Annotated in this window: 30 protein-coding genes; 29 read left to right on the forward strand and 1 reads right to left on the reverse strand. The window is 64.6% G+C overall.

Translation table 11 applies throughout. The annotated features are described in order from the left end of the window. The first annotated feature begins 118 nt into the window (after positions 1 to 118). The 29 genes from NKH43_RS21650 to NKH43_RS21790 all read left to right on the forward strand — a co-directional run bounded on the left by NKH43_RS21650 (position 119) and on the right by NKH43_RS21790 (position 26,524). Positions 119 to 757 carry a hypothetical protein gene (locus NKH43_RS21650; protein WP_352859774.1) on the forward strand — a complete coding sequence of 213 codons (639 nt, stop codon included), beginning with the start codon at positions 119 to 121 and terminating at the stop codon, positions 755 to 757. Next, a complete protein-coding gene (locus NKH43_RS21655) occupies positions 754 to 2,880 on the forward strand; it encodes a phage terminase large subunit family protein (RefSeq protein ID WP_352859775.1) in 2,127 nt (708 codons plus the stop codon). Before NKH43_RS21650 ends, NKH43_RS21655 begins: the two co-directional genes overlap by 4 nt. Next, positions 2,862 to 4,472: a phage portal protein gene (locus NKH43_RS21660; protein ID WP_352859777.1), complete on the forward strand. Its 1,611-nt coding sequence runs from the start codon at positions 2,862 to 2,864 to the stop codon at positions 4,470 to 4,472. The genes NKH43_RS21655 and NKH43_RS21660 overlap by 19 nt, the downstream gene beginning before the upstream one ends. An 8-nt stretch (positions 4,473 to 4,480) precedes the next feature. Further along, the gene (locus NKH43_RS21665) at positions 4,481 to 4,759 is read left to right on the forward strand and encodes a hypothetical protein (protein WP_352859779.1); all 279 of its coding nucleotides are present in this window, start codon (positions 4,481 to 4,483) and stop codon (positions 4,757 to 4,759) included. Next, entirely contained in the window at positions 4,750 to 5,673 is a 924-nt protein-coding gene (locus tag NKH43_RS21670; protein ID WP_352859781.1) for a S49 family peptidase, read from the forward strand. The genes NKH43_RS21665 and NKH43_RS21670 overlap by 10 nt, the downstream gene beginning before the upstream one ends. Positions 5,674 to 5,790: 117 nt before the next feature. Beyond that, entirely contained in the window at positions 5,791 to 6,219 is a 429-nt protein-coding gene (locus tag NKH43_RS21675) for a hypothetical protein (protein WP_352859783.1), read from the forward strand. Between the two features lie 64 nt (positions 6,220 to 6,283). Beyond that, the gene (locus NKH43_RS21680; protein ID WP_352859785.1) at positions 6,284 to 7,063 is read left to right on the forward strand and encodes a hypothetical protein; all 780 of its coding nucleotides are present in this window, start codon (positions 6,284 to 6,286) and stop codon (positions 7,061 to 7,063) included. A gap of 69 nt (positions 7,064 to 7,132) precedes the next feature. Then, on the forward strand, positions 7,133 to 8,188 hold the full coding sequence (locus NKH43_RS21685; RefSeq protein ID WP_352859786.1) for a major capsid protein: 1,056 nt from the start codon (positions 7,133 to 7,135) through the stop codon (positions 8,186 to 8,188). Positions 8,189 to 8,247: 59 nt separating this feature from the next. Then, positions 8,248 to 8,484, forward strand: a complete 237-nt coding sequence (locus tag NKH43_RS21690) for a hypothetical protein (RefSeq protein ID WP_352859788.1) — start codon at positions 8,248 to 8,250, stop codon at positions 8,482 to 8,484. Further along, positions 8,484 to 8,915 (forward strand): hypothetical protein, encoded by a 432-nt coding sequence (locus NKH43_RS21695; RefSeq protein WP_352859790.1) that lies wholly within the window; start codon positions 8,484 to 8,486, stop codon positions 8,913 to 8,915. The genes NKH43_RS21690 and NKH43_RS21695 overlap by 1 nt, the downstream gene beginning before the upstream one ends. After that, complete coding sequence (locus NKH43_RS21700; RefSeq protein ID WP_352859791.1) at positions 8,912 to 9,667, forward strand: hypothetical protein; 756 nt, start codon at positions 8,912 to 8,914, stop codon at positions 9,665 to 9,667. The genes NKH43_RS21695 and NKH43_RS21700 overlap by 4 nt, the downstream gene beginning before the upstream one ends. Before the next feature lie 3 nt (positions 9,668 to 9,670). Further along, positions 9,671 to 9,880 carry a hypothetical protein gene (locus NKH43_RS21705; RefSeq protein WP_352828750.1) on the forward strand — a complete coding sequence of 70 codons (210 nt, stop codon included), beginning with the start codon at positions 9,671 to 9,673 and terminating at the stop codon, positions 9,878 to 9,880. Positions 9,881 to 9,884: 4 nt separating this feature from the next. After that, entirely contained in the window at positions 9,885 to 11,399 is a 1,515-nt protein-coding gene (locus tag NKH43_RS21710; protein ID WP_352859793.1) for a phage tail sheath subtilisin-like domain-containing protein, read from the forward strand. Positions 11,400 to 11,437: 38 nt separating this feature from the next. Then, the gene (locus NKH43_RS21715) at positions 11,438 to 11,803 is read left to right on the forward strand and encodes a phage tail tube protein (protein WP_352859795.1); all 366 of its coding nucleotides are present in this window, start codon (positions 11,438 to 11,440) and stop codon (positions 11,801 to 11,803) included. 2 nt (positions 11,804 to 11,805) lie between these two features. Beyond that, positions 11,806 to 12,111 carry a hypothetical protein gene (locus NKH43_RS21720; RefSeq protein ID WP_352859796.1) on the forward strand — a complete coding sequence of 102 codons (306 nt, stop codon included), beginning with the start codon at positions 11,806 to 11,808 and terminating at the stop codon, positions 12,109 to 12,111. Between the two features lie 139 nt (positions 12,112 to 12,250). Then, complete coding sequence (locus NKH43_RS21725; protein ID WP_352859798.1) at positions 12,251 to 14,050, forward strand: phage tail tape measure protein; 1,800 nt, start codon at positions 12,251 to 12,253, stop codon at positions 14,048 to 14,050. Continuing rightward, on the forward strand, positions 14,050 to 15,186 hold the full coding sequence (locus NKH43_RS21730; protein WP_352859800.1) for a DNA circularization N-terminal domain-containing protein: 1,137 nt from the start codon (positions 14,050 to 14,052) through the stop codon (positions 15,184 to 15,186). The genes NKH43_RS21725 and NKH43_RS21730 overlap by 1 nt, the downstream gene beginning before the upstream one ends. Before the next feature lie 47 nt (positions 15,187 to 15,233). Then, positions 15,234 to 16,295, forward strand: coding sequence for a phage baseplate assembly protein (locus tag NKH43_RS21735; RefSeq protein ID WP_352859801.1), 1,062 nt, complete (start codon positions 15,234 to 15,236; stop codon positions 16,293 to 16,295). Next, on the forward strand, positions 16,292 to 16,741 hold the full coding sequence (locus NKH43_RS21740) for a phage baseplate assembly protein domain-containing protein (protein ID WP_352704903.1): 450 nt from the start codon (positions 16,292 to 16,294) through the stop codon (positions 16,739 to 16,741). The genes NKH43_RS21735 and NKH43_RS21740 overlap by 4 nt, the downstream gene beginning before the upstream one ends. Further along, the gene (locus tag NKH43_RS21745; protein ID WP_352859803.1) at positions 16,741 to 17,280 is read left to right on the forward strand and encodes a phage GP46 family protein; all 540 of its coding nucleotides are present in this window, start codon (positions 16,741 to 16,743) and stop codon (positions 17,278 to 17,280) included. Before NKH43_RS21740 ends, NKH43_RS21745 begins: the two co-directional genes overlap by 1 nt. Then, on the forward strand, positions 17,252 to 18,328 hold the full coding sequence (locus NKH43_RS21750; RefSeq protein ID WP_352859805.1) for a baseplate J/gp47 family protein: 1,077 nt from the start codon (positions 17,252 to 17,254) through the stop codon (positions 18,326 to 18,328). Before NKH43_RS21745 ends, NKH43_RS21750 begins: the two co-directional genes overlap by 29 nt. Further along, the gene (locus NKH43_RS21755; protein ID WP_352859807.1) at positions 18,321 to 19,049 is read left to right on the forward strand and encodes a putative phage tail protein; all 729 of its coding nucleotides are present in this window, start codon (positions 18,321 to 18,323) and stop codon (positions 19,047 to 19,049) included. The genes NKH43_RS21750 and NKH43_RS21755 overlap by 8 nt, the downstream gene beginning before the upstream one ends. Positions 19,050 to 19,061: 12 nt before the next feature. Then, positions 19,062 to 19,826, forward strand: a complete 765-nt coding sequence (locus tag NKH43_RS21760) for a phage tail protein (protein WP_352859808.1) — start codon at positions 19,062 to 19,064, stop codon at positions 19,824 to 19,826. Positions 19,827 to 19,894: 68 nt separating this feature from the next. Further along, complete coding sequence (locus NKH43_RS21765) at positions 19,895 to 21,307, forward strand: hypothetical protein (RefSeq protein WP_352859810.1); 1,413 nt, start codon at positions 19,895 to 19,897, stop codon at positions 21,305 to 21,307. Then, positions 21,304 to 21,684: a hypothetical protein gene (locus tag NKH43_RS21770; RefSeq protein WP_352859812.1), complete on the forward strand. Its 381-nt coding sequence runs from the start codon at positions 21,304 to 21,306 to the stop codon at positions 21,682 to 21,684. Before NKH43_RS21765 ends, NKH43_RS21770 begins: the two co-directional genes overlap by 4 nt. Before the next feature lie 4 nt (positions 21,685 to 21,688). Then, on the forward strand, positions 21,689 to 22,051 hold the full coding sequence (locus NKH43_RS21775; RefSeq protein ID WP_352859814.1) for a hypothetical protein: 363 nt from the start codon (positions 21,689 to 21,691) through the stop codon (positions 22,049 to 22,051). Positions 22,052 to 22,271: 220 nt separating this feature from the next. Next, positions 22,272 to 24,623, forward strand: a complete 2,352-nt coding sequence (locus NKH43_RS21780) for a hypothetical protein (RefSeq protein WP_352859815.1) — start codon at positions 22,272 to 22,274, stop codon at positions 24,621 to 24,623. Continuing rightward, complete coding sequence (locus NKH43_RS21785) at positions 24,620 to 25,579, forward strand: hypothetical protein (protein ID WP_352859817.1); 960 nt, start codon at positions 24,620 to 24,622, stop codon at positions 25,577 to 25,579. Before NKH43_RS21780 ends, NKH43_RS21785 begins: the two co-directional genes overlap by 4 nt. A 72-nt stretch (positions 25,580 to 25,651) precedes the next feature. Beyond that, positions 25,652 to 26,524, forward strand: a complete 873-nt coding sequence (locus NKH43_RS21790) for an FkbM family methyltransferase (protein ID WP_352859818.1) — start codon at positions 25,652 to 25,654, stop codon at positions 26,522 to 26,524. 1 nt (position 26,525) lies between these two features. Here the strand turns inward: NKH43_RS21790 and NKH43_RS21795 are convergent, their stop codons facing one another. Further along, positions 26,526 to 26,756: a hypothetical protein gene (locus tag NKH43_RS21795; protein ID WP_352859819.1), complete on the reverse strand. Its 231-nt coding sequence runs from the start codon at positions 26,754 to 26,756 to the stop codon at positions 26,526 to 26,528. Positions 26,757 to 26,762 lie beyond the last annotated feature (6 nt).

Here is a 26,762-nt window from a genome sequence, read left to right on the forward strand (position 1 = left end):
ATCAGCGTTTCCAACCCATACGGGCCCGGGGGAGCCCGGGATTTTTCTAGTAGGCGCGTCGGAAAGCGGTACACGCAAGAACGTGTGATGCACGCGTGCCGCACGGGACACTGCACGCATGGTCATCGAAACCGACGCCGACGCCGGCGAGTGGATTTCGATCACGGACGCCGCGGCGCGTTTGAGCGCGGCCGGTGACCGGATCGACCGCTCGACCTTGTCGCGCTACCTGAAGCAGCACGCGCAAGCGTTGCCGACGCGCGAGGAGGGTAAGTCCCACCTGGTCGAGTTCGGCGCGCTGGTCGCGCACCGTGGCGAGAACATTCGGCTGCGCGCGGTACCGCCGGTCTCCGGGCAGGCTGCTGGCCTCGGCCTCAAAGCGAAGGCGCCGCCTTCAAGGTTCGCCGGCAGCCAGTCTGACGGCTTTGCCCGCAAGGCGCAGGCCGATGCCGAGATGCGCGAGATGGACCTCGCCAAGCGCCGCGGCGAACTGACGCCGACGGCCGAGGTCGACAAAGCCGGCCGCGACGCCATCGCGCTGATGCAAAGCGCCTTCGACCGGGCGATCGAGAGCGAGGCGGCGAGCCTTTCGGTCAAGTATGGATGGGACGAGCGCGTCGCGCGCATCGCGCTGAAAGGTTTCGTCCGCGTCGGCCTCGACGACTTCAACCGCGAGATCCGCGAGCGCCTCGACCAGCACGAGCGCGAGCGCGCCGCCGGCGACATCGCGCCGTTCGACCAGGCATCGCTGCAATGAGCTACCACGATGCGCGGCTTTCCTTTCCGGATCTGCCGCATGGCGCCGAAGTCCTGTTCGCCGGACTCGAGGCCGCCAGCCGGCCCGTCGCTGACCTGACGATCTCGGAATGGGCCGACCGCTACCGCTTCGTCTCGCCGGAATCGGGGTCACCCTGGCCCGGCCAGTTCAAGACCGACCGCGTTCCCTACCTGCGCGAGCCGCAGGATTGCCTGCATCCCGACCATCCGGCACGCCGCGTGACCTGCCGCTGGGCGGCGCAGCTCGGCAAGTCGACGGCAATCGAGAACTGGTTCGGCTTCATCGTCGACCAGGCGCCCGGCTCGATGATGATCGTGCTGCCGACCCTCGAGGAAGCGACTAAGTTCAACCGGGTCAAGCTGCAGCCGACCATTGAGGCCAGCCCGCGCATCGCCCACAAGGTGATGCCGGTCAACAGCCGCGACGAGCAGGGCTCGACCACTTCGTTCAAGCGCTACGCAGGCGGCTTCTGCCAGATCGTCAATGCGGGCTCCTCCAAGGGCCTGCAGATGGTGTCAATCAAATACCTCGCGATGGACGAGGTCACCGGCTATCCGCGCGACGTCGACGGCCGTGGCAGCCCGCGCGACCAGGCCCGGGCCCGCCAGAAGATGTATGGCGACCTCGCCAAGGAATGGGAAGGCTCGACGCCCGGCATCTCCGGAGAATGTGCAATCACCGGCGATTTCGAAGTCGGCGACCAGCGCTACTACTACGTGCCCTGTCCGCATTGCGGCATATATCATGTGCTGGAATTCGACCAGTTTCGCGAGCAGCTGCGCGATCCTGATCCGGCGCGCAATCTGCCGGTTCATGTGGCCTGCATCGCCTGCAACGGCGCCATACTCGACGGCCACAAGGCCGAGATGAACGCGCGCGGCCACTGGATCGCCCGCCGCATCCATGACGGCGAGGAGAAGGTGCCGGACGCGATCGCGCCCCAAGATATCGGCCGCTGGCGCTGCGACCCCTGTGAGGGCCGCTGCCGCGACTGGCAGCCGAGCTATCATCTGTGGGCGGCCTACGCGCCGCGCGAACGCTTCGCCGACATCTGGCACCGCTTCAAGGACGCCGAAGGCGACACGACGAAGCTGCGCACCTTCTACCAGCAGGATCTGGCGTTGCCCTACGATCCGGGCGGCGTCGCCGTCGAATGGGAAAAGATCGTCGAGGCGGCGCGCAAGTTTCCGTTCCCGCGAGCGGTCATCCCGGCCGAAGCGGGCATCATCGTCTCGGCAGCCGACGTCCAGGGCTACGGCATCAAATGGTCGGTGTGGGCGATCGGACCGCGCGACCGCGCCTGGCTGATTGACCGCCAGGTCTTCATGGGCGCGCCGGACCAGGTCGACGATGCCTGGATTGAACTCGCCGACGCGCTCGGCAAGACCTACCGCACGGCCGGCGGCGGTGAGAAGGGCATCGATATTTCCGGCGTCGATTCGGGCTTTGCTACCGATCGCGTATACCGCTTCTGCGCCTCGCGGCCGAACGTCTACGCGCTCGACGGCCGCCATCAGATCGGCCTGCCATGGCTCGGCACGCCGGTGAAGAAGGATATCCGCGACCAGCGCAAGCGCATCATCGCCAAGGTGATGCTCTATCCGGTCGGGCTTTACGACATCAAGACCTCGGTGATGGCGGCGCTGGCCAATTTCGTGCTCGGTCCCGACGAGAAGGGCAGCTGGCCGCGCAACACAATCCATCTGTCGAACGAGCTCTGCGACGACGAGTTCGCCAAGGAGATGACGGCGGAGCGGCTGGTCGATCCCGACGAGGAAGCGCGTGCGACGGTCTCGCGGCGGGCCCGCAATCTGATCAGTCCGAAGGCGCCTCGCGAGTGGAAGAAGATTTTAGGCCGCGCCAATGACTGGTTCGACACCACGGTCTACGCCTTCGCGCTGGCGTGGCACCTGAAGCACAAGCGGCGGCTCAACGCCGAGCGCTGGGCCGATCTGTTGACCGAACTGCACGGCAAGCCGGCCGAGCCGGACCTGTTCGAAGCGGCGGAAGATGGGCCGTTCAAGGGCAAGACCAGAAAAGCCGATCCGGAGCGCGACGCGCGCCGCAAGGCAAACCGTGAAAAATGGGCGACGCGAACGTGAAACTGATCGACCGGCTCATGGGACGAAAGGCGGGCACGGATGTTTCCGCGCGCCCGCTTCCCGGCGCCGCGTTCCTGCGCGATTCTCGCTCGGCCATCATCAACACGCGCCCGGCCGTCCTGCGCGACAGCCGCGACGAAATCCGCCTCGCCTGGCGCCGCGCCGCCGGGCTCGCCATCGATCTGATCCAGAATTCCGGCCGGCTGAAGGGCGCCGCCGACCAGGTGCTTGCCGACACGGTCGGCGTCGAGCTGGTCCTCAACCCGACGCCTGACCTGTCCGGCCTCGGCTACAGCGATGCCGAGACGGCGGAGCTGATCAAGCTCATCAAGCGCCGCTGGAAGCGCTATGCCTGGAGCCCCCGCGAATGCGACATGCGCGGCAAGTTCACCGTGCCGCAGATGATCGACATCGCGCTGCGCTGGGACATGGCCTATGGCGAGGCCACCGGCGTCATTTCCTACATGCCGATCGCGCAGCGCCGCGGCTACGGCATTTCGACCGGCACCAAGGTGTGCATGGTGCCGCCGACAGCACTGGTGCAAGACACCAATGACTATGAGGGCCTGTATCAGGGTGTCATCCACGAAGCGAACGGGCGGCCGATCGCCTACCGTTTCGAGGAAAAGGAAGGCGGCATTCGCACCAAGCGCGACTATCGCGCCTATGATGCTGCCGGCCGGCTGCAGGTGATGCACGTCTTCGACCCGTGGGATGCGACCGACGTGCGCGGCATCTCGCGCATCGCGCCGGCCTTCCGCAAGCACATCCAGCACGAGATCCTCGTCGACGCCAAGATCCAGACCGGCATCCTGCAGACGGTCTTCGCCGCGGCATTGACCAGCCCCAACCCGTCGAAAGAGGCCTTCGACGCGATCGAGGCGCTGCCGGACGACAGCGAATTGCACGGCGATTTCTACGACTATTTCGCCGGCGCTCTCAGCCGCGCGGCGGAAGGCAAGATTTCGATCAGCGGCGACCCGCAGGTCTCGCATCTTGCGCCCGGCGAAGAACTCAAGCTGCTGACCACGAGCACGCCCGGGCCGGAGTTCCTGCCGGTGTCGGACGAGCTGTCGCGCGATATGGCGCGGGCCATCGGCATCACCTTCGGCGGCCTGACCATGAACCACACCGCGGCCACCTATTCGAGCGTGCGGATGGAGAATTCGTCGATCTGGCCCGTCGTCACCCGCCGCCGCGAGCGGATCGCCGCGCCGATCGCGCAGTCGATCTACGAAGCCTGGCTGGACGAGGAGATCGGCGAAGGCCGCATCCCGTTCAAGGGTGGCTATGAGGCCTTCGCCGCCAATCGCGACCGCGTCAGCTGGGCGCTGTGGCAGGGACCAGCCAAGCCATCGGCCGATGACGGCAAGAGCGCCAAGGCGGCGACCGAGCGCCTGGTCAACGGCACCTCGACGCTGGCCAGCGAATGCGCCGAACTCGGCTACGACCCTGACGAAGTGTTCGAGCAGCGCGTGCGCGAGCACCAGAAATACGTCGCTGCCGAAATGCCTTCGCCCTTCGTGCCGCGCAATGCCGGCCCGCCCGACACCGCCGCGCCCGAAGAGCCGGTTAAAAAGGCCGCCGCCTGATGCCAACCATGATCAAAATCGCCGGCGTCTCGGTGGACGCGGAAGACCCGTGCGCGCTCTATCAGGCGCTTTATGCGGCAAAGCTGAAGCTGATTGCCGGCGAACGGGTCGAGGAGACGGAAGTGCGATCGCCGGTAACCCACCGGCGCGTCCGCATATCGGTCGGCAGCGTCGCCGCGCTCGACGCCGAGCTGATGCGGCTCGCCGCAGCCTGTTCGGCCAAGCAAGGCAAGCGCTCCCGCTACGCCAAGACGATACGCTTTGTTGGAGGCGGTCCATGTCGATAGCCTTTGAACGAATCTGCGGCGCCCTCTTCGACAGGCCGCATCTCTACCATCCCGGCAAGGCCGAGACTTTGCTGCAGATGCTCGGCCCGCGCCTCACAGGGCACCCGATCACCATCGTCAACGCACCAGGCGCGATCGACCATGTCGCCTTTGCCAATGGCCGTCCGTCTGCTGGTGTGCTGGGCGATAACATGGGTCGCCGCCTCGACCAGCGCGGCATCGTCCCGTTCGAAATCATCGAGAATGTCGCTGTCATTCCGGTCGAAGGCACTTTGGTCCAGAAGGGCGCGTGGATCGGCGCGTCGTCGGGCGAAACGTCGTACCAGGGACTGATCACGCAATTCGCCCGTGCCGAGCGCAGCACGGCTGTCAAGGGAGCCGTGGTCGAGATCGACAGTTTCGGCGGGCAGGTCAACGGCGCCTTCGAGGCTGCAGCAGCACTTCGGTCGCTGTCCAAAGCCAAGCCGACCATCGCCATCCTGACCGACTTTGCTTATTCGGCTGGCTATCTCCTGGCCAGCCAGGCGCGGCAGGTCATCATGCCGGAGTTCGGCGGCGCCGGTTCGATCGGCGTCGTCATGATGCATGCCGACTTTTCCGGCAATCTCGAGCAGGAAGGCATCAAAGTCACCTTCATCCATGCCGGCAAGCACAAGGTTGACGGCAATCCCTACCAGCCGCTGGCCGCCGGCGTTCAGGAGAAATGGCAGACCGAGGTCGAGCAGATGCGCGACCGGTTCGCCGGCGTCGTCGCGCAAGGGCGTGGCAAGCGGATGTCAAAAGCGGCGGCGCTGAAGACCGAGGCAGAAGCCTTTTCGGCAGCCGAAGCTGTCGAGCTCGGCCTCGCCGATGCGGTCGGCGACAGCCAGGAGGCTTTCGCGGCCTTCATAAAGGACATCAACGGAAAGGCCTGACAGATGGCGAACAGCATGTTGGCCGCAGTCCGCGCAGCAACGCTCGCGGCAGCGGATGAGCTTTCCCCCGAAGGGGAAAATACCGGCGCCGATGCGCCTCACAGCAAGGAGACTGACATGTCGAAAGACGCGCAGCCCGCCGGCGGCAGCAACACCGAAGCCGGCATTCCAAAAGCAGATCACGATGCGGCTGTAGCAACCGCCGAAAAGACCGGCCGAGCGGCTGGCGCACAGGAGGCGACGGAACGCCTCTCCGCCGCCATCGGCGCCGAAGGCGTCAAAGGCGATGCGGGCCGCATGTCGGCGGCGCTCGATCTGGCGGTCAAGTCGCCGGGCATGAGCGGTGCCGATGTCGCCGCCTTCGTCGTCGCCAATGTTGCGGCGGCCAAGCCAGCAGCGAGCGCGGATGCCGCGGCTTACGAGAAGACCCGCTTGGCCGCCGCCGGCCTGGCGCAGCCCGGCGGTAAGGACGCATCTCAGGACGCGACCAGCCGGATCCTCGGCAACTATCGCGCCTCCACCGGAGCGCCTGCCAAACAAGGCTGACGGCCGCGCCGGCTGACAGCTCAATCCCAGCAACGACAACCACAACTCACCGAAAGGGTTGATCATGACCAGCATTCCTTTTGCACAGCCGGGCATGGCGGCCCGCGACGTGTCCGAAACCTTTACGTCCGCCGAGATCTTTAACTCGGCCATTCCCCATCCGGTCACGGAAGATTTTCCGGTGGCTGCCGATGTGGCCCTGCCGGCCTTCTCGGTCGTCGGCCTCGCAGCATCCGGCCTGAGCCTCGCCATGGCGACGCTGCTTTATGCGCCTGGCAGCAAGGCCACCGGTCGGCTGGTCTTCTCCGGCGTCGGCACCGCCGACGACACCATCACCATCGGCACGACCGTCTACACGCTGAAGGCGGCGCCGACCACTGTCGCCGGGCAGGTGAAGATCGGCGCCACGGCGGCGGAGACCGCCAGCAACCTGATCGCGGCCATCAATGCCGGAGCAGGCGCCGGTACTGCTTATGGCTCTCTCACCGTGGCGCATCCGGATGTCAGTGCGCAGTCCGATGCTGCCGGCATCGTCGGCCTCGTCGCCAAGGTTGCAGGCGTGGCAGGCAATGCGATCGCCACGACGGAGAGCGGAACGGCGACGGCCTTTGCCAACGCCACGCTGGTCGGCGCTGCCGATCAGGTCGGCGTCGCACCGATCGGGATCACCACGGCTCCCGTGGTCGACACCGATGCCGCGCAGCGTGTCGCCATCTATCGCGCCGGCAACTTCAACCCGGATGCGCTAAACTGGCATGCCTCCTTCGACACGGACGCCAAGAGGGAAGCCGCCTTCCGCGGTGCTCCCACCCCGACCAACATCGTCGTCCGCAAACGTCTCTGACGCGAAAAACAGCATCCCCTTCCACGCAATCGCGGCTGAGGCCGCCTCTTTTCACAAAGGGCCACGACCATGGCGGACTTCGACCACTATGAACTCTGGGACACGCATACTCTGTTGGGTGTGTTCCGCGAACTCGACATCGTGCCGAGCTACTGGCTCGACCTCCTCTTCCCCAACCAGATGTCGTCGACCGACGAATATATCGACCTGGAGAAGATCCCGCGCTCTGGCCGCAAGCTCGCGCCCTTCGTCGCGCCGATGGCGCAGGGCCGCGCGATCTACGAAGAGGGCGCTCGCCTCGAGCGTTTCAAGCCCGGCTATGTGAAGGCCAGCGATCCCGTCTCGCCGCTGCGCGCCTTGACCCGGCGTCCGGGCACGCTGCTCGGTCCCAACGCCCAGAGCCCCGCCGCCCGCTACGATGCGGTGAAAGCCGACATCCTGCAGTTTCATCGCGTCGCGGTCGAACGGCTGTGGGAATGGATGGCGGCGAAGGCGATCATCGACGGCAAGGTCGTCATCGAAGGCAAGGATATGCCGCAGCGTCTGGTCGATTTCGGCCGCGCCAGCGGCCACACCGTCGTGCTCGGGGTTGGCGCCCGCTGGGGCGACGCCGGCGTCTCCATCCTGGACGACATTCAGAGCTGGGCCGACATGATGCATTCGGCCGAGTTCGGCGGCGCTCCGAACCGCATCACCGTTGGCACTGATGCCTGGGGCGTCATGCGCCGCGACCCGGAAATTCTAGGCGAAATGGACCTGACCCGGCGCGGCAATGCTGATTTGACGATCAAGACCGGGCTGATGACCACCGGCGAGGTTCGCTATGGCGGCACGCTCGGCGGCGGCATCGAGGTCTGGGTCTACAAGGACTATTACACCGTCAGCGGCGTTGTTACGCCGTTCATGTCGCCGAAGGACGTGGTCTTGTCCGGCCCGAATGTGCAGGGCTATCGCTGCTTTGGCACGATCGTCGACCTGCATGCCCAGTTCGAGGCGCTGCCGATCTTCCCGCGTAACTATGTTCCGGAAGGCGATGTCGCCATCGAGCAAATCCTCACCCAGTCGGCGCCGCTGATGGTGCCGGTCAACCCCAACGCCACGCTGAAGGCGACCGTCCTGGCCTAATCGCCACCGGGTCCGCCCTCGTTCGTCCGGCAATCCTCAAATAGAACTGGAGACTTATCATGGTCAAAGCCATCGCTTTGAACACGGTGCACCTGTGCAAGACGCCGGGCGAGAAGACCCCGGAAGGCAAGGTGGCCAAACGCGCCGAAATCGAAATCAAGGCGCCAGGGGCCATCCTCGACCTCGACAAGAAGCAGTTCGAGGATCTTGTCGCCAAGGGCGCGGTTCGCTCGGCCACCAAGGTCGACCTTGCCCGCGCGGATACGGCCGCCGAAATGGACCTCGGAACGGCCTGATGATCGACTGGAACGAGGCTTTGGCGGCGACCGATTCGACCGTCGCCCAGGTCTTCGACCGCGAAAGCTTCCGCGTCGTGCCGACGGCGCGGCGCGTCGGCGTCAACGATACCCGCATAGCCGATCCGGATCGCGTCGGGTTTTCCTTCCTCGGCTCGATCGATTTCGGCCCTGCCGCCCTTGCGCCGGGCTTCTCGCATCCCTCGACACTGTCATCGGACCGCGACCGGGCGCGTGAAATGCCGGCGCATGAGGCTGTCGTCACCGCGCTGTCTACCGACTGGCCCGAGCCGATAAAGGTGGAAGACCAGATCGTCTGGGTTGACCTGGAAACCGGCGCTGAAAAGGGCCGCTTCATTGTCGCGGCCATTCCGGTCGACGGCGGGCAGCGGTTTGCCATCTTCGTCAACCGCACCAAGGGCCGGCCATGACCATTGCAGCCGAAATCACCCGGCTGGCCGCTATCGAAAGCCTGTGCCCGACTGTCGCGATGCTTGCCGGCACCACGCTGCCGACCTTGGCGCGCCACCGCGTCTTCGACAGCCGCCGGCCATCGATCGATGAACTCGACGCCGGCGAGGAATACACGCCGGTCCTGTCGCTGTTCACCCGCAAGTCGGAATCGCCGCGCCGCGGCCAAGGCCAAGGCAGTGTAGCGAGGAACGGCCGCGCCATGCTCGAGGTCGTGGCGGAGCTTTGTGTGTCGGCGCAGGACGAGGACGGCTCGCCCTATACCGACGCCATGGTCGGATCCGACCCGAAGGCGCGCATCGTGCTGTCGGCGCTCTGCGCCCAGGTCCGCTTCGTGCTCACGCAAGGGCCGACAGGCACGCTCTTTCGCCAGATCGTTATGGCCATCGAAAGCATCGACGAGGAGGGCTTTGCCGTCCCCGAGCTCGGCCTGCGCTGGCAGCGCACGACGATGATGTTCGACTGCCAGATACCCGACGACGATTTTTCCGGCGGGGCAGGTCTGCCGCAGCCGGCCGCGCGCATCGCAGCGCTTCTGCCCGACAATTCCTACGCCAAGGCCACCCTGGCCAATATGGCCGCGCAGTTCGTCGCCGCCGCACCATTGCCGATCATCGACACGATCGCCTTCGAAGTGAAGCAGGCCGGCATTTCGGGCGAGATGGGGCCTGCAGCGTCGATCGCGCCGCCGTTTCCGGACATCGAGGATTAGACCATGGCCAATCTTGTTCACGTCAAGCTCGCCGATGCCGACCACCGCATGCCGCACCCGTTCAATCCGACTGTCGATTTTCCGGCAGAAGGGCTGACCGTCGACCGCGAGGACCCGGCATGGCTGCAGCTCATCAATGACGGCTCGCTGATCGCCGAACAGCCAATCGAAGCGCCTGCCGCCCCGGCCGCAGGCAAGCGCAAGGAGAAATAGAGCCATGGGCATCCTGTTCAACAACATTCCGGGCGCAGGCCTGGTCGCGCCGCTGTTTGCCTTCGAGGTGACCTCCGGCGGCAGCTACCAGTCGGCCTCGCGCCTGCTGCTGATCGGCCATAAGAACACCGGCGCGCTCATTGCAGACAATACCCCGACGCCGGTGGGCTCGGCGCAGGAAGCCGTAGCACTTTGCGGCGTCGGCTCGATGCTGGCCGAAATGGCGCGTGTCGCGTTCTTGAATGCGCCGACGCAGGAGACCTGGATATTGGCGGTACCCGCGACCGGAACGGCGCGCGTCGACACCATCAAGGTCAATTCGGTTCCGGCCGGCGGCGGCGTCGCCACCATCGAGATCGGCGGCGAGCCGGTGCAGGTGCAGATCGCTGCAGGCGACAGCGTCAACACGGTCGCCGCGGCGCTGTCGGCCGCCATCAATGCCTATTTCAACGCGCTGACCGGCGCCTCTCTCTCGGTCACCGCGACCGTCGGCACCGACACGGTGACCGTTACCGCTCGCCACCTCGGCCTGATCTATGTCGACTATGATTTCTATGTGCCGACCGTCGTCGCCGGCAACGCCTTTGCCGGCGCTGCCGTCACCATCACCAACACCGTGGTGCCGACCGGCAGCCCGGACCTGTCGGCGGCTCTGGCCGCACTCGGCGACGATCCCTTCGACTGGATCGTCTCGCCCTTTTCGGATGCCACCAACATCGCCCGCTACACGGCGGCGATGAACGATGTGTCCGGCCGCTGGGCGTACAATCGCCAGGTCTATGGCCATGTCTTCACCACCGCGGCCGGCACGCTGTCGGCGTTGACCACCATTGGTCTCGCCCTCAACGATCGCCATCTGACCATTCATCCGCGCCTGCCTGTCGCCGCAGGCAACCCGACGACGGCCTGGCTGGCCGCCGCTGCCCGCACGGCGCGCATCGTGCCATGGCTGTCCGACGACGCGACGGGCAATGTCTCGCGCAACCAGAAGGGCCTTGTCGTGCAAGGCGAAAGGCCGCCGCGCGATCGCTCACTGGTGCCGACCTATGCCGGCCGCAACACCATGCTGCGCTCCGGCATCTCGAGCGTCATCGTCAACACCGATGGCGGCGTGGCGATCGACAAGGTCATCACCACTTACCAGAAGGATGCCAACGCGCAGCCGGACGAGACGTTTCGCGATATCCAGGCCATCGGCCAGCTCGTCGCTATCCTGCGCTATTTTCGCGCGCAGCTGTCCTACGAGCACGGCCAGAAGGCGCTTGCCGACGAAAACCCCGGCGGCCTCGGCGCGATCTCGACGCCGAAGTCGATCAAGGCGACGCTGGTGCATGCCGCCGACACGCTGGAAAATCGTGGCGTGCTGGAAAACGCCCGCGGCTTTGCCGACCGGCTGATCGTCCAGCGCAACAGCCAGAACGCCAATCGGGTCGACATCATGGCGCCGATCGACCGCGTCAATCCGCTCGACGTGATTGCCGCAAACGCGATGCTCTACAGCCAGTATCGCGCCGCCTGATCGCCGCAGCCATCCCATCCAACTGAGAGGAAAAACCGATGCAGAATTTCGGCGGAGAAATGACGTTCGGTCTTTCGACCGGCGAGCGGATCGTGGTGCGCGGCGCGGCCGAGATCATGCCGTCCAATGTCGACATATCAGGCGCCGCCAACCAGGACGGCTCGGTGTATCGCACGGTCGAGCCGACCGGCTTCAAGGCCAACCTCACCTTCGAGGATTTGCCGACCGACGATTGGAACCGGCTGATGCGCGCCTCGGGCTTCAACGTGACGCTCAACGAAAGCTTCACCGGCGTCCAGCATCTGTGGACCGAGGCCGCCTTCACCGGTACGCCCACGATCAACCGCGCCACCGGCGAAGTCACCGGCGTGGCGTTGCTCGCCCGCGTCTACCGGAAGATCTGACGATGGCGGAAACGGTCGTTCCGCTGTCGAAGCGCTATGAGGCGCATGGCGAAGTCTTCAACGGCGTCACACTGCGCGAGCCGCGCTTCGAGGATCTGCTGGCATTGGGTGAGCCCTATGAGGTGCAACGCGCTGGCGGCAACAATGTCGTCATCGAGAATGTCGACACTGTCGCCGCCTATGTTCGCCGCTGCGTCACCGCGCCGGGGATCGACAAGCTGGGCGTGCTCGAGCTGGCGGATGCCAGGCTAGTGCGCGATGCGGTGATCGGTTTTTTTATGCGTACCGCGCCAGCGGTTACCGAGTAGGCGAGGTCGTCGGTATTCAGGCCGACGACCTGATGTTCTTCTTCGGCTGGCAGCCCGGAATTGTGCTGCCGATGCCGTTTTCCGAGATCGCCATGCTGCACAGGCGCGGCATTGAATTCCTGAAGCGCAGGCCGAAGACATGAGCAACCGCACGATCGAGGCCATATTGCGCCTGTCGGCGAAGCTCGGCCCGATGGGCGCCTTCGGCCAATTGTCCAGCAAGCTCAACCAGGTCAACCAGAAGGCGCTGGCATTCAATCGCACCCAAGGGCTGATGGCACGCAACAGCATGCTGGCGGCAAACGCCGTGCGCGGCCTTGTCGCCTATGGCCTGGTGCGCGGGGCCGGGCAAATGGTGACAAACTTCGCCGGCGCTGAACGGCGGCTGAACCGCATCGCCATCAATGCCGATGCCGGCAAGGACAAGCTGGGCGAGATGTTCCGCACGGTCGATCGTGCTGCGCTCGACTATTCGATGACGCAGGACAGCATCACGGACGGTCTCGAATCGCTTGTGGCTTCTGGCCGCAGCCTCGACGATGCGCTTTCGTTCCTGCCTTCCGTCGCCGCAACCGCGCAGGCGGCCGGTGCCGAAATCGCCGACATAGCAACCACGGCCGATGCGATCGGCAGCTCGTTCCATTTCGCCGGCAACAACATGCAGCGCGCGTTCGACATCCTTGTGACGTCGGGCAAGCAAGGCAAGTTCGAGTTGAAGGACATGGCCCAGTACCTTCCGTCGCTGGCACCCGCCATGGCCTCGCTTGGGTATGAGGGTGAGAAGGGGTTGGGCAAGCTCGCCTCCATGCTGCAGACGGTGCGCCTGCAGACTGGTGATGCGAGTTCTGCCGCTACCAATTTGCAGAACGTCTTGCAGAAGATGGAATCGAACGAGACGGCGAAGAGCTTTAAGAAGTTCGGCGTCGATCTGCGCAAGGAAATGGCCAAGGCGCGCAAGGAAGGCCGTGACCTTATCGATGTGTTCATCGAACTGACCGAACGGGCGCTCAAAGGCGATCTGTCGAAGATCCCGCAACTGTTCACCGATGCCCAATTCCAGCAAGGCATGCGCGCCCTTTTGCAGGGCCGCGACGCCATGGAGGGTTTCCAGAAGGCGCTCGAAAATGTCGATGGCGCGACGATGCGCGATCTCGGCCGCGTCCTCGATGACAACCAGTCGAAGATCGACCGCATGGGCGCATCCTGGGAGCGCATGGTGCGCGCGATCGGCTCGGGTATTGCACCCGCCGCCACCGGCGCCATGGACTTCGTCAGCTCCAACATGGACAAGGCGCAGTTCATCAATGCCGAGCTCGACAAGCAGGGCATGGGCTTCTGGGAAAAGCGCATGTGGTGGCTGCGCAATGGCTTCGACAATCAGGACCAGGGGCTGAAGGCGTTCAAGGGCGGCTGGCGTTCCCCGGAAGGATTGCGTGCCGCCAAGGGGCCGATGAGCGCCAGCCCGGAATTGCCGTCGCGCCGTCAGGACCAGCCGGGTCGCACGCCGATCCCGACACCGCGCCCGGTTGCGCCGAGCGTGGCCGAGCAATACCGGCTCTACGGTCGCGGCCACGCAGCCGCCGTGCGCAACAGCGTTCAGGTCGAGAAGCCGTCCGGCTACTTCGGCAACGAAATCGATTTCAGCGCGATGGAACGAGCTACAGACGCCGCAGCCGCCGACCTGAAGGGCGCCGGCGTCGAGACGGCATCGTCCGTTGCTGACGGCGGCAAGCAGGCCGGTGACAGCATCAAGTCTGGTGCCGACACTCTGGCATCGGTCGCGGGCAAGCTGGAAGCGGCAATCGTCGCCGGCGCCAATGCGCTTGCCGGCGCCGCCCGCAGTGCTGCCGCCGACCTGTCGCGGCCCATCGGCTCGCTTAAGGCGGTGCGCGCCGACACCGGCAAGTCCAATGCCGGCCATCTGATGGGGCCACGTTGATGCGCGACTGGCTGAAAGCCTTTCGGCCCGCCTCATTCCGCGGCGTGCCGTTCTTCGTCGAGGCCGAGGAAGCCGAAGGCGGGCGGCGCGTCGCCATCTCGCCGATCGCCTATTCCGATCTGCACATTACCGAGGACATGGGCGGCGATGTCAGGCGTTTCAGCCTGTCGGCCTATGTCGCTGGCGACATTGCCGATGCCAATGCCCGAGCCTTCACCGCGGCGCTCAATGCGCCCGGTGCGGCGACGTTGGTGCTGCCGATGGGCGGTCCGGTGCTGGTTCGCGTGCCGCGCTGGTCATTGTCGCGCGAGCGCGGCCGTGCCGGCTATTTCGGCTTCGAGATCGAGTTCGTTTTGGCGGGCCTCGCCTCACTGCCTTTCGCCGCCGTGCCCGGCGCCTTTGCCATCGCCGCCAAGATCGCCGCCGGCATCGACATGATCGCCTCGGCCGCCGCGTTCCGCATGCGCGATGTCGCGCCTGGTCAGGCGGCACCCTCGGCACTCGCCGCCGCATCTGCCGCGGTGGCGATGGCCTCGGTCGCCGATGCGGCGGAAATGCCGGCCGAAACGCGGCCCGTCATTGCCGATCAGATTGCGACGATCACGCGCCTGTCGTCTGAGCCGGTCACCCAGGCCGGGCCGATTGCCGCGGCGATCGTCTCCACGGTCGGCGCTATTGCCGATGCGGCGAGCCCGACCGAAGCCACTGAAGCTTTTGCGGTTGCCGCCGCACCTTCCGGCAACGATGTCTTCGCCCTGGTGTCGGCCGCCGCCTTCGCCGCCGGGTTTTGCCAGGCGCTTGCTGCGGGCGATTATGTTTCGCGCCAAGATGCGCGCCGTGCCCGTGACCGCATTGCGCCGGTCGTTGATCCCGTCCTCGAGGCCCTGTCGACAAGCCTCGACGTTGCGGTCAGTGAATGGCTGTCGGATATCGCGGCGACTGCGGCATCCGACCTCAGTGCCGTTGCCGCCAATCGGGCGCCGCTGGTCAGCGTGCAGACCGAAATATCGCTGCCGGCGACGGCGCTGGCCTACGCGCTTTATGGCGATGCCGGCCGCGCCGGCGAGCTGGTCCAGCGCAACAGCGTCGCCACGCCGGCGGCCATGCCGATCAGCTTCGAGGCCATCGCCCCCTAGCCTACGTGTGCACGCTGCCCTACAGGGCGGCCTGAGAGGATCGTGTCTTGCCGCTTGAGACCATTGCCATCCAGGCGGGCGGGCTGTTCCTGCCCTGGCAGGATGTCTCGATCTCGATCTCGGCAGAAGAGGCTGTGCGCAGCGCCGTCGTCACCGGGCATATACCGCCAGGCGCCTCGCCGCCTTGGCCCGATGACAAGGCCAGTCTGACGGCGAACGGCACGCTGCTGCTGACTGGCTATGTCCGCGACCTCCGGCCCGACCAGGGATCAGACGACTGGCGCGCGACCATCTCGCTAGTTTCGCGGACGGTCGATGCTGTCGAGACATCGATCCTGCACAAGACCGGCCTGGTCGAGAACAAGGACATCAAGGGCATCGGCGAGGCCTTCGACAATTGCGGCATCGGCATCGAGGCGAAGGGATCGTTCGAAACCATTGCCAAGCATCAGATCGAGCCGGGCGAATCGCTCTACTCGACACTGGAGCCGCTGGCGCGCGCCGAGGCGGCGATCATCCACGACACGCCGCAAGGCAAATTACGCATCGTCCAGAAGCCGGAGGGATCGCATAGCGGCGGCCTGGCGGCTGGCGTCAACATCATCTCCGCCGCAGCGGAATTTTCGGGCGAGGGCAGGTTCAACCCGGTCATCGTTCGCGGCCAGCAATCGCGCGGCACGACTGCGCAGGCATTGCGGCCGGAGGCCAAGGCGTCCGATCCATCGGTCGGCCGCAGCCGCCCCAAGATTGTCGTTCTCGATGGCGAGGCGACGACGAAGCATATGAAGAACGCGGTCGAATGGGAGGCGCGTGCAGCGGCTGGTCTCGCGGTGAACGCGACGATCACCGTGTCGGGCTGGCGCGATGCTGGCGGCAGAATCTGGACGCCGAACTTTCTGGTCTATGTGCGCCATCCTCGCGTCTATCTCGACCAGATGATGGTCATCAAGTCGGTGGAACTTACGCAGGACACGCAAGCCGATGGTGACGGCACGCGGGCGACCCTGACGCTTACCGATCCGCGCGCGCTCGGCGGCTCTTCGTCCGGGTCGAAATCGGGCAAGGGGTGGTCGGCGCCGGAGCCAAAGGCGGAGTATTCGGCGCAATGAAATCCTCCGCGCACCTGACGCGTTTCGAGATCGACTCTTCGCGCTTCGACAACGGCCAGCTGCTGATCTCCGGTCGCGGACTTGCCGGCGAGACGTTCAAGGATTTGCTCTACGTCCAGCCGCATGGCGCCGCCAGTCGTCCGCCCAAGGGCGCGATCGGCGTTGCCATGGTCATGCCTGGCCGCCGCACCCAGGCGATGCTGATGGGGATCGAGCATGCGCAGCACCGGCCCGACCTGCCGGACGGCGCCGCGGCGCTTTACGACGCGTCTGGAAACATCATCAAACTGTTCGCCGGAGGCGTGACCATGGATTTCGGCTCGCGAACCATCACGCTGACCGGCGGCACCTGGAATGTAAAGGGCGACCTCAACGTCGACGGCAACATCACCGCCACCGGCTCGATCATCGACGCCGGCGGCAACACACCGCACCACACGCACTGATGATCAGGATCGTACCGCTCACCGGCGACGGCGAACCGCTTTTGTCGCCCGATACACTATGGGACGGCACGTCGGGCGACTGGGCCATAGCCGGCGACGACAAGGCCAATGCCGGCGGCCTGCGCGCCAAGGCGGAACTTGCCACCGCCGTGCTGCTCTGCCTGATGACCGATGCGCGCGTCGAGCCTGACGAGCTGCCGCCCGAAGAGCAGAACCGCGGCTGGCCGGGCGACAGTTTCGACCTGCGCACCGATCTCGGCGAGACGGTGATCGGCTCGAAACTCTGGCTGCTGCGCCGCTCGACTGCAAACGACGCGACCGCGCTGCGCGCTGAAGACTATGCCCGTGCCGCCCTGCAGACGCTGATCGACCAGGGCGCGGTCTCCTCCGCCGAGGTGATCGGCACGGCCGACCCGGCGCAGCGCCGTATCGACCTGAAAATCACTTTGAAGGACCGCGATGGCGCGGTCGTCTTCGATCGCCGCTTCGGCGTCTTGTGGGAGCAATTGCGTGGCCTGGACCGTCCTCTCGCCAACTGAGATTTCGACCCGGCTGCGCGGCACCTTGCGGCGCTATTTGCCGGGCACCGATGCGCTGGTCTGGCCGAACAATTTGACCGCGATCGTGAAGACCGTCGCCGCAGGCATGCACGACATGCATTTGCGCGCCGCCTGGCTTTACGATCAGATTTTCGCGACCACGGCGAGCGTCCAGCACTTGGAACGGCACGGCGCCGAGCTCGGCATCTATCGCCGGCCGATGGCGCGCGCCGAAGGCGTGGTGACGCTCAATGGCTATGCCGACACCATCTATCCGGCCGGCATCGCCTTCATCGCCGGGAACCGGCTCTATCGCTCGGTTTCCGATGCGCGCTCCGACCTGGCCGGGCAGCTCGCGCTGACCATCCTCTCCGACGATTATGGCGTCGCCACCAACATCGCCGCCGGCGAGACGATGCAGCGCGCCGACCCGACGCAGTTCCCGAACCTGGAGCTGGAAGCGACCGTGGCCAGCGGCGGCATTGGCGGCGGTGCCGACACGGAGACGGATGCCAGCCTTCGCGCGCGCATCCTTGACCGCAAGCGCAGGCCGCCGCAGGGCGGCGCCTATTCGGACTATGAGCAGTTTGCCCGTGCCGTGCCCGGCGTCACTCAGGCCTGGGCCTTTCCTTTCGCCGACGCGCCCGGCACGGTCGGCGTCTGGTTCCTGTTCGAAGGCCGCGTCAACGGCATTCCCGAAGCGGGCGATATCGCCCTGGTCCAGGATGCGTTGGACGCGCGGCGACTGATCCGTGCCGGCCTGTCGGTTTCCGCGCCGATCCCGTCGCCGCTCGACATCACCATCGCGAACCTTGTCGTCGACACGGTGCAGACTCGTGCGGCGATCGCCGCATCGATCGCCGCCATGCTGGTCAGGCGCGCCCGGCCAGGTGTCGCCTCGGCACCCTTTACACTGTCGCGCTCGTGGATTTCCGAAGCGATCAGCCTTGCGGTCGGCGAGGACCGGCACTTTCTGATCAACCCGTCCGGCGACATCATCTATGTCGGCGGCGAAATGCCGGTGCTGGGCACGGTAAACTATGTCTGACGCCGTGCGCTGGCCGCGCTATCCGGGGGAGGACGAGCTTGCCTTCTTCCACTTCGCCCCGGACGATCCGTTCATCGGTGCGCCGCCGCAGGGCGATGTCCTGTCCGATCCTTCGGATGAGGCCGCAGAAGGTTTTCTGACGGCGCTGCTGCCGAAGGGGGCGGCATGGGGCACGCCCGACAACCAGGCGCTCGATCCGCTGTCGGTGCTGTCGCGGTTCTGGCGCGCGATCGGCTCGGCCCTTGCCGACGCCTATCGGGCGCTGTTCGGCGTCGTGCTGGAATCGACGGCAGTGACGCTGGTCACTTCGCTGGACGACTGGGAAATCGAATACGGGCTGCCCGATCCCTGCCTCGGGCCGGACCAGACGATCGACGCGCGTATGCGCTCGCTGCTCCTGAAAATCCGTTCCGGCGGGACCATCACGCCGGCCGATTTCATCAAGCTAGCCGCCGATGCCGGCTATGCCATCTCGATCGAGGAGCCGGCGCCGTTCCGGGCCGGTGCATCGACCTGCGGCGGCCCTGAGGCAATCGCCGGTGGCGAGGTCGTTGAATATGTCTGGATCGTCAGGGTGCCTGGCGTTTCGGTCGAATTCTTTCGCGCCGGCGACGGCCGTGCCGGCGAGACGCCGCTCGGCCGGCTCGGCCTGCCTGACGATCTGATCTGCCTGTTCAACGCGCTGAAGCCAGCCTGGACCACCATCGTTTTTTCCGTCTGAAAAGAGGCCGCCATGAAGTTCGTCAATCCGCGCAATGCGCCCGTATCGAGCGAGCGCATCCCATACTGGAACGAGAACCGCGCGGCTGGCCTGACCGGCGCGATCCCGCCGGCCGATGTCTTCAACGATCCGCAGGACGAGATCCTGAAGGTGATCGTCGAAGCTGGCCTCACACCCGATCCCGCGGACAAGACGCAGCTCTGGCAGGCTCTGCAGGCGCTGATCGCCGACATTGTTTCGGGCAGCACGCCGTCGATCGAGGTGCCGCCCGGCTCGGTCTCGATGTTTGCTGCCGCGACGGCGCCGACCGGCTGGCTGAAATGCAATGGCCAGGCGGTCAGCCGCACCACCTATGCCGATCTGTTCGCGGCGATCGGCACCAGCTGGGGCGCCGGCGACGCGGTCTCCACCTTCAACGTGCCCGACTTCCGCGGCGAATTCTTGCGCGGCTTTGATGATGGCCGCGGCATCGACACCGGACGCGTCTTCGGCAGCTTTCAGGATTACGCCACGGCGCGGCCGCAGACGGACGATGTCGCGCGCGTCAATGGCGATGGGTCGCTTGGAACGCTTCGGCAAGCAGGCAATGCGACACCATCGACCAACCCGTCTGAGGTCGGCTTTGCCCGTGTCGCCAAGACCGGCGAGCGCAACGTTAATGACGGCTGGGATCCGGGCGGCGGCGGTAATCCTTATGTCGACATCGTCAATGTCACGACCGGCGATGCCGAAACGCGGCCGCGCAACCGGGCGGTGCTCTACATAATCAAGACCTGATTGCCTCACGGCCGCATCGTCGCCTTTTCGGCTGCTGGCCCCCTTTCTCCTTTACCGGATTGTAAATCATGGCCGCACCTGACCTGTTCGGCATCCTCGATGTCGTCAAGAAGCTGACGCCGCCGGCGGACATGGGCACCGCCCATGTCGACGGCTTCTCCTGGGCGCGCAACGGCCTCAGCTATGGCGATTCGACCAAGCTGACCGCCGACGACTGGAACCGCATCATTGCCAATCTGCGCGTCGTGCTGATCGCCTCCGGCGTCGATCTCGCGACCCTCGATCCGGCCGACCCGGCGCTGTTGCAGACGGTGCTGCAGCTCTATCTCGGTGCTGCCGTCACTGACATCCTGTCCGGCGTCGATGTCGGCGGCTACGGCATGATGGCCAAGGCCATCTATGACGCCAACAATGACGGGCTGATCGATATCGACCATGGCGGCACCGGTGCTTCGAGCCTGGTCGATGCCGCCGACAATCTGTCGGCCATGTCGACCGACATGGCTAGTGGGGCCACCACCGATCTCGGCGACGCCACCGGCATCAATGTCCGCATCACCGGCACGGACGCCATCTCTTCCTTCGGCTCGGCGCCGAACGGCGCCATCCGCCGCCTGACCTTCGCCGCGGCGCTGACGCTGACCCATAACGCCACCAGCATGATCCTGATCGGCGGCGCCGATCTTGCGACCGAGGCCGGCGATACCGCGTGGGTGCAGTCGCTCGGCTCCGGCAACTGGCGCATGCTCGGCTTTTTCAGGGCCAGCGGCGCGCCGTTGAGCAGCATTCTGCGGCAAGGCTCAAACCCGCTACCGACTGCCGAAGGCGATATCCGCTGGGATACCGACGACAACGTCATCGTGGTCGGTGACGGCGCTGGACAGAAGCTGTTCCTGGCGGCGCCGGCCGGCCTGGTGGCGGGCGACCTGCTTTATGCCACAGGGCCGAAGGTTCTGGCGCGAGTGCCCAAGGGCACGGCGCGGCGCACGCTGCGCATGAATGCCGCCGCGACCGCACCGGAATATGGCGGCGGCAACGGCTTGCCTGATGCCGTGCTGGAGGACCAGAAGGCCTCGGGTGTGAGCGGCGGTTCTTCGGCGCCCGGCAATGGCGCCTGGGCTGTGCATATCCTGAACACCAAGGTGCGCGATCCCTACAATCTGATGGCGCTGGCCAGCAACGTCTTCACGCCGGCCAACGATGGCCAGGTTGAATGGCAAGTCGTCGGCTATGGCACCGAACTGCAAGTTCGACTGTTCGACGTGACCGCCGGAGCCGAGGTCGGCATCGGTATGGGCGCTGGAGGCAACACGTCTCCCGATACCGGTTGCATTGCGGTCGGCGGGGCGATGGTCATCGGCGGCCACGCCTATCGCCTGGAATGGCGCACTTCACACACACACGCCAACGGCCTCGGCCTCGCCTTCGGCTTCGGCTCGATCGAGGTCTATGCCCGCCTTAAATATTGGGGAGACGCATGAGCAATTTCGTCCTCGTCGAAAACGGCATCGTGGTTCAGTCCGACCGCTCGGGCGGCCAGCCCGATGGCTTCGTCGAAGCTGGCGACGAAGTCTGCCCCGGCTTCCTGTTCGACGGCGAAGTCTTCACCGCGCCCGTACCGGTGCCGGTCATCCCCGATCGGGTTTCGGCACGGCAGTTCAAGCTGCAGCTGCTCGCCGCCGGATTGCTGGCCGAGGCCGAGGCCTGGATCGCGGCGCAAGGCCTGGCCGTGCAGATCGCCTATGACAACAGCGGCATCTTCGTGCGCGCCGATCCGACGATGCAGGCCGGCTTTGCCGCTCTGGGTTTCACCGGCGCCCAGGTCGGCGCCTTCTTCACAGCGGCATCGGTCCTCTGAAATCATGGCAAAATATGTCTTCCCCGACGTCGAGCCGATCCGGCCCGGCTACGATTTCCAGATGCGCCTCCAGTTCCCGCAGGACCTGTGGGATGCCGAAGAGATCGGCAGCGGCCGGCTGGTGGCGCAGTTCCGCGCCGCCGTGCCCGGCCCGGTGCTGTTCGAAGCCGACACGATTGATCTGACGATTCAGCGCGAGGCGCCGCGCACGCTGGCCTTCTTCCTGTCGGAGGATGCGACCAAGCCTTTCGTCGCCTCGACGATCGTCGTGTTCGATATCGCCCGCATCGACGGCGACGACAGCAGCATGGTTCTCGACAAAGTGATCTGGCCAGTTCTGGAGACGGTGACCCGCGATGTCGTATAGCGCGATCCTCGAAATCCCAAATGTCGTCGTCGTCTCCGGCCCGGCTGGCCAGTCTTTCCTTGTCGTCCAGAATGCCGGCGATCTGGTCGCAGATTTCGGTCGCGACGGCGACCGCGCCATCATTCGGGCGAGCGGCGACGAGTGGCGGAAGACTGCCGGCGGCTGGGCGGCGACCGGCGGCAATTTCTGGGGGACGTTGCTTCAGCAAGCCGCCGACAAGGTGGAGCTTGCCCGTCGCTGGGCCGAGGAAGCGCCCGACGTCGAAGTCGACGGCGGCTTTTCCGCAGTGCACTGGGCCGGCCGCTCCCAATATTGGGCGACAAGGCCCGAAGTCGTCACGGTATCGATGAACATTGCCGCCGTGCTTGCGGCCTCCGACAACATGGCGGCGATCATCGCGGCACCGGCGCAGGCGACAGCTGCCGCGACCTCGGCTGGCAACGCGCTAACCTACAGGAATCAGACGTCTGGCTATCGCGACGAGGTGGCGTCGATCGCGGTGACCTTCGGCGACCTCGCTTCGGCCATGACCGCGATCAACGCGGCACGCGATCTCGCTCAAGCCTATGCTGTCAGTCCGACAGACGTGGGACCCGGCAGTCCGAGCGCAAAGACCAGCGCCGACCTTGCCGCGGCGAAGGCGGCCGCCGCTCTCGTCAGCGAAACCAATGCCGGAGTATCTGCCGGACAGGCCCTTGCTGCGGCTGGCGGGATTATCTACGACACCACCACCGCCGGCATCGCGGCGACGGTCAATGGGCAGTTCTTCATCGTCAAGGGCGATGGCACCACGACCTATGCGCTGATGTATAAAAATGTCGCGACGGTGGCGACGCTGGTTGCCAGCTACCCAAGCAAGACAGCGCTGGACAATGCGCTGCTGCTCCTGGCTCAAACTCTTCTTCGTGCTGATGGACCAACCGAATTTTCACTGACTGACCAGGATGGCTATCGCTGGTTGCGTGTCACGCCGACGGTATTTCAGCACCCCGTCATTGACAGCATCCGCGTCGATCTGGCGATCGCCAAGGCGGTCACCGATCGCAGTAAGCAAAAGAGCGGACCAACTGAATTTTCGCTGACTGACCAGGATGGCTATCGCTGGATGCGTCTATCGCCGACTGTTTTCCAGCACCAGGTAATGGACAGCGTTCGGTCAGACCTCGCAGCGGCAAAGGCGGTGACCGATCAGAACAAGCAAAAGAGTGGGCCGGCGGAGTGGTCTCTAACCGATGTAGATGGCTCCAAGTTTTTCGAGGTGAAGCCGGCGACGATGCGACATCCGGTTATCGATCGTTTCGCCCGTAGGATCGACAGAAACGAGCGGCCATTACCAGATCCGGCATACGCCTTGATGGCGACGCTTGCCGAGCGAATTGGCCTCCATATGCTTGGCGAGTCTCTCTCCATGGGGCATCTATCGAACCCACCGATCTCGACGACGCCATCGACCCGTGCGGACATGTTCAACGGTGGTGTCCGCCCGGAAGACCGCAACGACACTGACTTTAGCGGAAACCGTGCGTCGCTGACGAGTGCATTCGAGGTGACCAAAGCGCCAGGTATCGACGATTTCGTGACAGATGGCGGCGAGACGCCCATGTCTGGCATGGTCGAAATGATCGCGCAGCTTCTGGTCGAAGAGGATGGGTACGATCCGCTCGCCCTCGGGCAGAAGTTCCTGCTTGCGGCAGACGGCCACAACGGCCAGCCGATCTCTGGCATGCTGCAGGGCAGCGTCGCGTCGGATGTGTATGAGAGGGTACTAGCTTCGATCGGCCAGGGCGCTTCGCTCTACGAGGCAGCCGGCAAGTCCTATGTACCGGGTGCCCTGACCATATTCGAGGGCGCGAATGACAATTTTAGCGATGTCACCTACCAGTATTACTTAGACAATCTGAGGCTGGTCAGATCGCAGTTCCAGGCTCCGGTCGATGCTATTCTTGGTTGGCATCGGCCCTTGCCGATGGCAGTCATACAAACGTGCACACACCCAACCAATGGACTACCGGTTCCGAATGTCGCCTTGGCCAGCTTGGCGGTGTGCGCTGATGCCGAAATGGTTTTCGCCGGCCCAGCTTACCCATTCCCGCAAATCTCGGTCGGAGATCTCCATCTTTCGGCGCGAGGTTCGAAATGGGCCGGTGCCTATTTTGGCCTGGTACTCAAGCGACTGCTGTTCGATCAGATCAAGGTCGCGCCGCTCGTCCCGGTCATCCATGCGCAAGGTAACAACATTATTGCCCGGTTTCCCGTTGACCGTGGGCGCCGCATTATCGGCGGGGCAACCAGCCCGGAAGTGCCGGCTGTCACGAATTGGGGGTTGGCCGCGGTGAGTGCTGCCGGCGCGACCAAAACGCTGTCCAACCCTCGCATTGCCGGCCGCGACTGCATCGTCTGGGATGCTAGCGAGACGCCGGCTGATGCATGGAAGTTTCGCTTCGCTTGGACAGGTGACGCCTACAAGGGCTACTCCAACATCCGCGACGACAACCCCCTGATTTTCGATCGGTCTTTCCTGAAGCTGCCCATGCAGAAGTGGGTGCCAATCTGCGAGGTGATACTCACATGAGCAAAGTCGCCATTCAATTCGACGGGAGCTTCGCCTCAGGGCTTGGCTACGGCAAGTTCCAGGATCTTCCGGACATCGGCGGGACTGGTGTTCTGGGTTATCTGCTCGGCAGCAAATTGACATCGGCCCCAACCAAGAACATTTTCACGGGTGCGACGGACGGTACTCTGTTCGGCACGCCCGGTCAGGTTGGACTAGCGCAGCTGCCAGGCGGCATCGTTACCGGCAGCATTGCGGGGACCACTCTCACCGTCAGCGCCGTTGCTGCAGGCGTGATCGCCGTCGGCCAGCAGATCAGCGGCTCGGGCGTCACTGCAGGCACGACGATCACGGCGCTTGGGACGGGCAGTGGTGGCACAGGAACCTACACGGTCAGTGCATCGCAGACGGTGTCCAGCACCACGATCAGTGCCTATGGCGCTTACTTCGATATGGGCGCGCAATTCTCACGATCGCTGTTCAATTTGAACAACGAGATTACTCTAGTTGCTATCGCGAAGGCGCCGGCCACGCAAAGCCTGATCGCGGACGACGGCAATACGAGCTCGCTCGTCAGCGTGAGCCTGTTGACCCCTGGTGGCGGCGGCGGCGCGCAGGCATTCGGCACCGATGCCAACGCTGTTGCGGCAAGCGCTACTGCCGCGAGCACGCTCGGGACGGACAATTCTTCAAAATGGTCGATGTTCGCAGCGCAGTTCAATTTGACCGCCGCCCAAGCGCATATCCAGCGTTCGGGCAGCGCCAGGGTTTCCAGCGCTGTGGTGAGCAGGGCAAGCGGCGCGCTAGGTTCGACCACAAAGAAGCTTCGCTTCGGCCGCCGGCCGCTTGGCGCGACCACTGAGGCGAGCGCGGGGGCGATCCTTGCGATCTATAGCAAGTTTCTGACCAGTACCGATCTCGACGATATCTTTGCGGCTTCAGTAGCGATCATGGCCGATGTCGGGGAGACGCTGTAAAATGAGCCGCTTGTTCTGTTAACCGAATTGCCATAGACGAACATCTCCGTTTAAAACAACGAGGCGCGATCTATGCTGAAGCAGATCACTGCGGAAATACACCCAAGCACGTCCGCAAGGATATTCAGGGCAATGCGCTGGCTGGATCGATTCCGCGGCTGGCGCCGAGTCGCCCGCATCACACCCAGCGAAGCGCTCTTCACGGTGGTCAACGGTTCGACAGTTTATTCGGGTACCTTGGCGTCGAGGCTCGATCGCGAAGTCTACCTGTTCGGCGGCTATGAAGATGATCTCACTGAAGCATTCCTCAACTTCATCCCACCCGAGAAACGAGGCATCGCACTTGATATTGGTGCCAACGCCGGAACCCACAGCCTAGCGTTCTCCCGTCGTTTTGCGGAGGTCCACGCTTTTGAACCGAACGAGCGGCTTTGGAGGACCTTCGAACGGAACGTTGCACTTAACGATCTGAAGAACGTGCATCTGCATCGGGTCGGACTGGCAGAGCATGCGGCCGATCTGCCGTTCTTCGATATCGGCAAGGACAATCTTGGCTTAGGAACGTTCTCTACCGTCGAGCAGTATGACCGACCGCTCCAGCAGGTTGGCGTGTTCCGGGTCGAACGTGGGGATGATTTTCTGGAAGCCAAAGGGATTTCGACCGTCGACGCGATCAAAATCGATATTCAGGGCTTTGAACCGCACGCCTTGCGAGGGCTTAACAGGACACTTGCCAAGTCCAGGCCGATCGTCTGGATCGAAATCGGTGACGGGACCCTCGAAGAAGATCTGAGCTCGCTTCAGGACGTTCAGAAACTATTCCCTTATCCGATCAAGATGCACCTCATGGCCGGTGCTGGCGGGGTCGTGAGGCGGATAAAGACAGAACTGGTCGCTGGGCCGCAACTGAGGCCGGGGAACTACCTGATCTCTCCAGCGGACTAAGTCATCGGTCTGGTTTCTGTGGGCTGTTGGACTGCTGGTTTGACCACCAGATAAAATACAACGAGCCCACTTTCATGATCGGCACCCGCCGATCGTGTTCGCGCGTTCGCAGTTCCCGATAGGTCTTCACTTTCAGCGTGCCTCTCGGCAGCCTGATACGTAGCGTCATTTTGCGCGGCCCCAGGCATATCCCCAGGGCCAGGGTTACACGCCTGTCGATCTGGCGAGTCAATCCATC

The organism is Mesorhizobium sp. M1163 (assembly GCF_040318415.1).
In the GTDB taxonomy this organism is placed as follows: Bacteria; Pseudomonadota; Alphaproteobacteria; order Rhizobiales; family Rhizobiaceae; genus Mesorhizobium.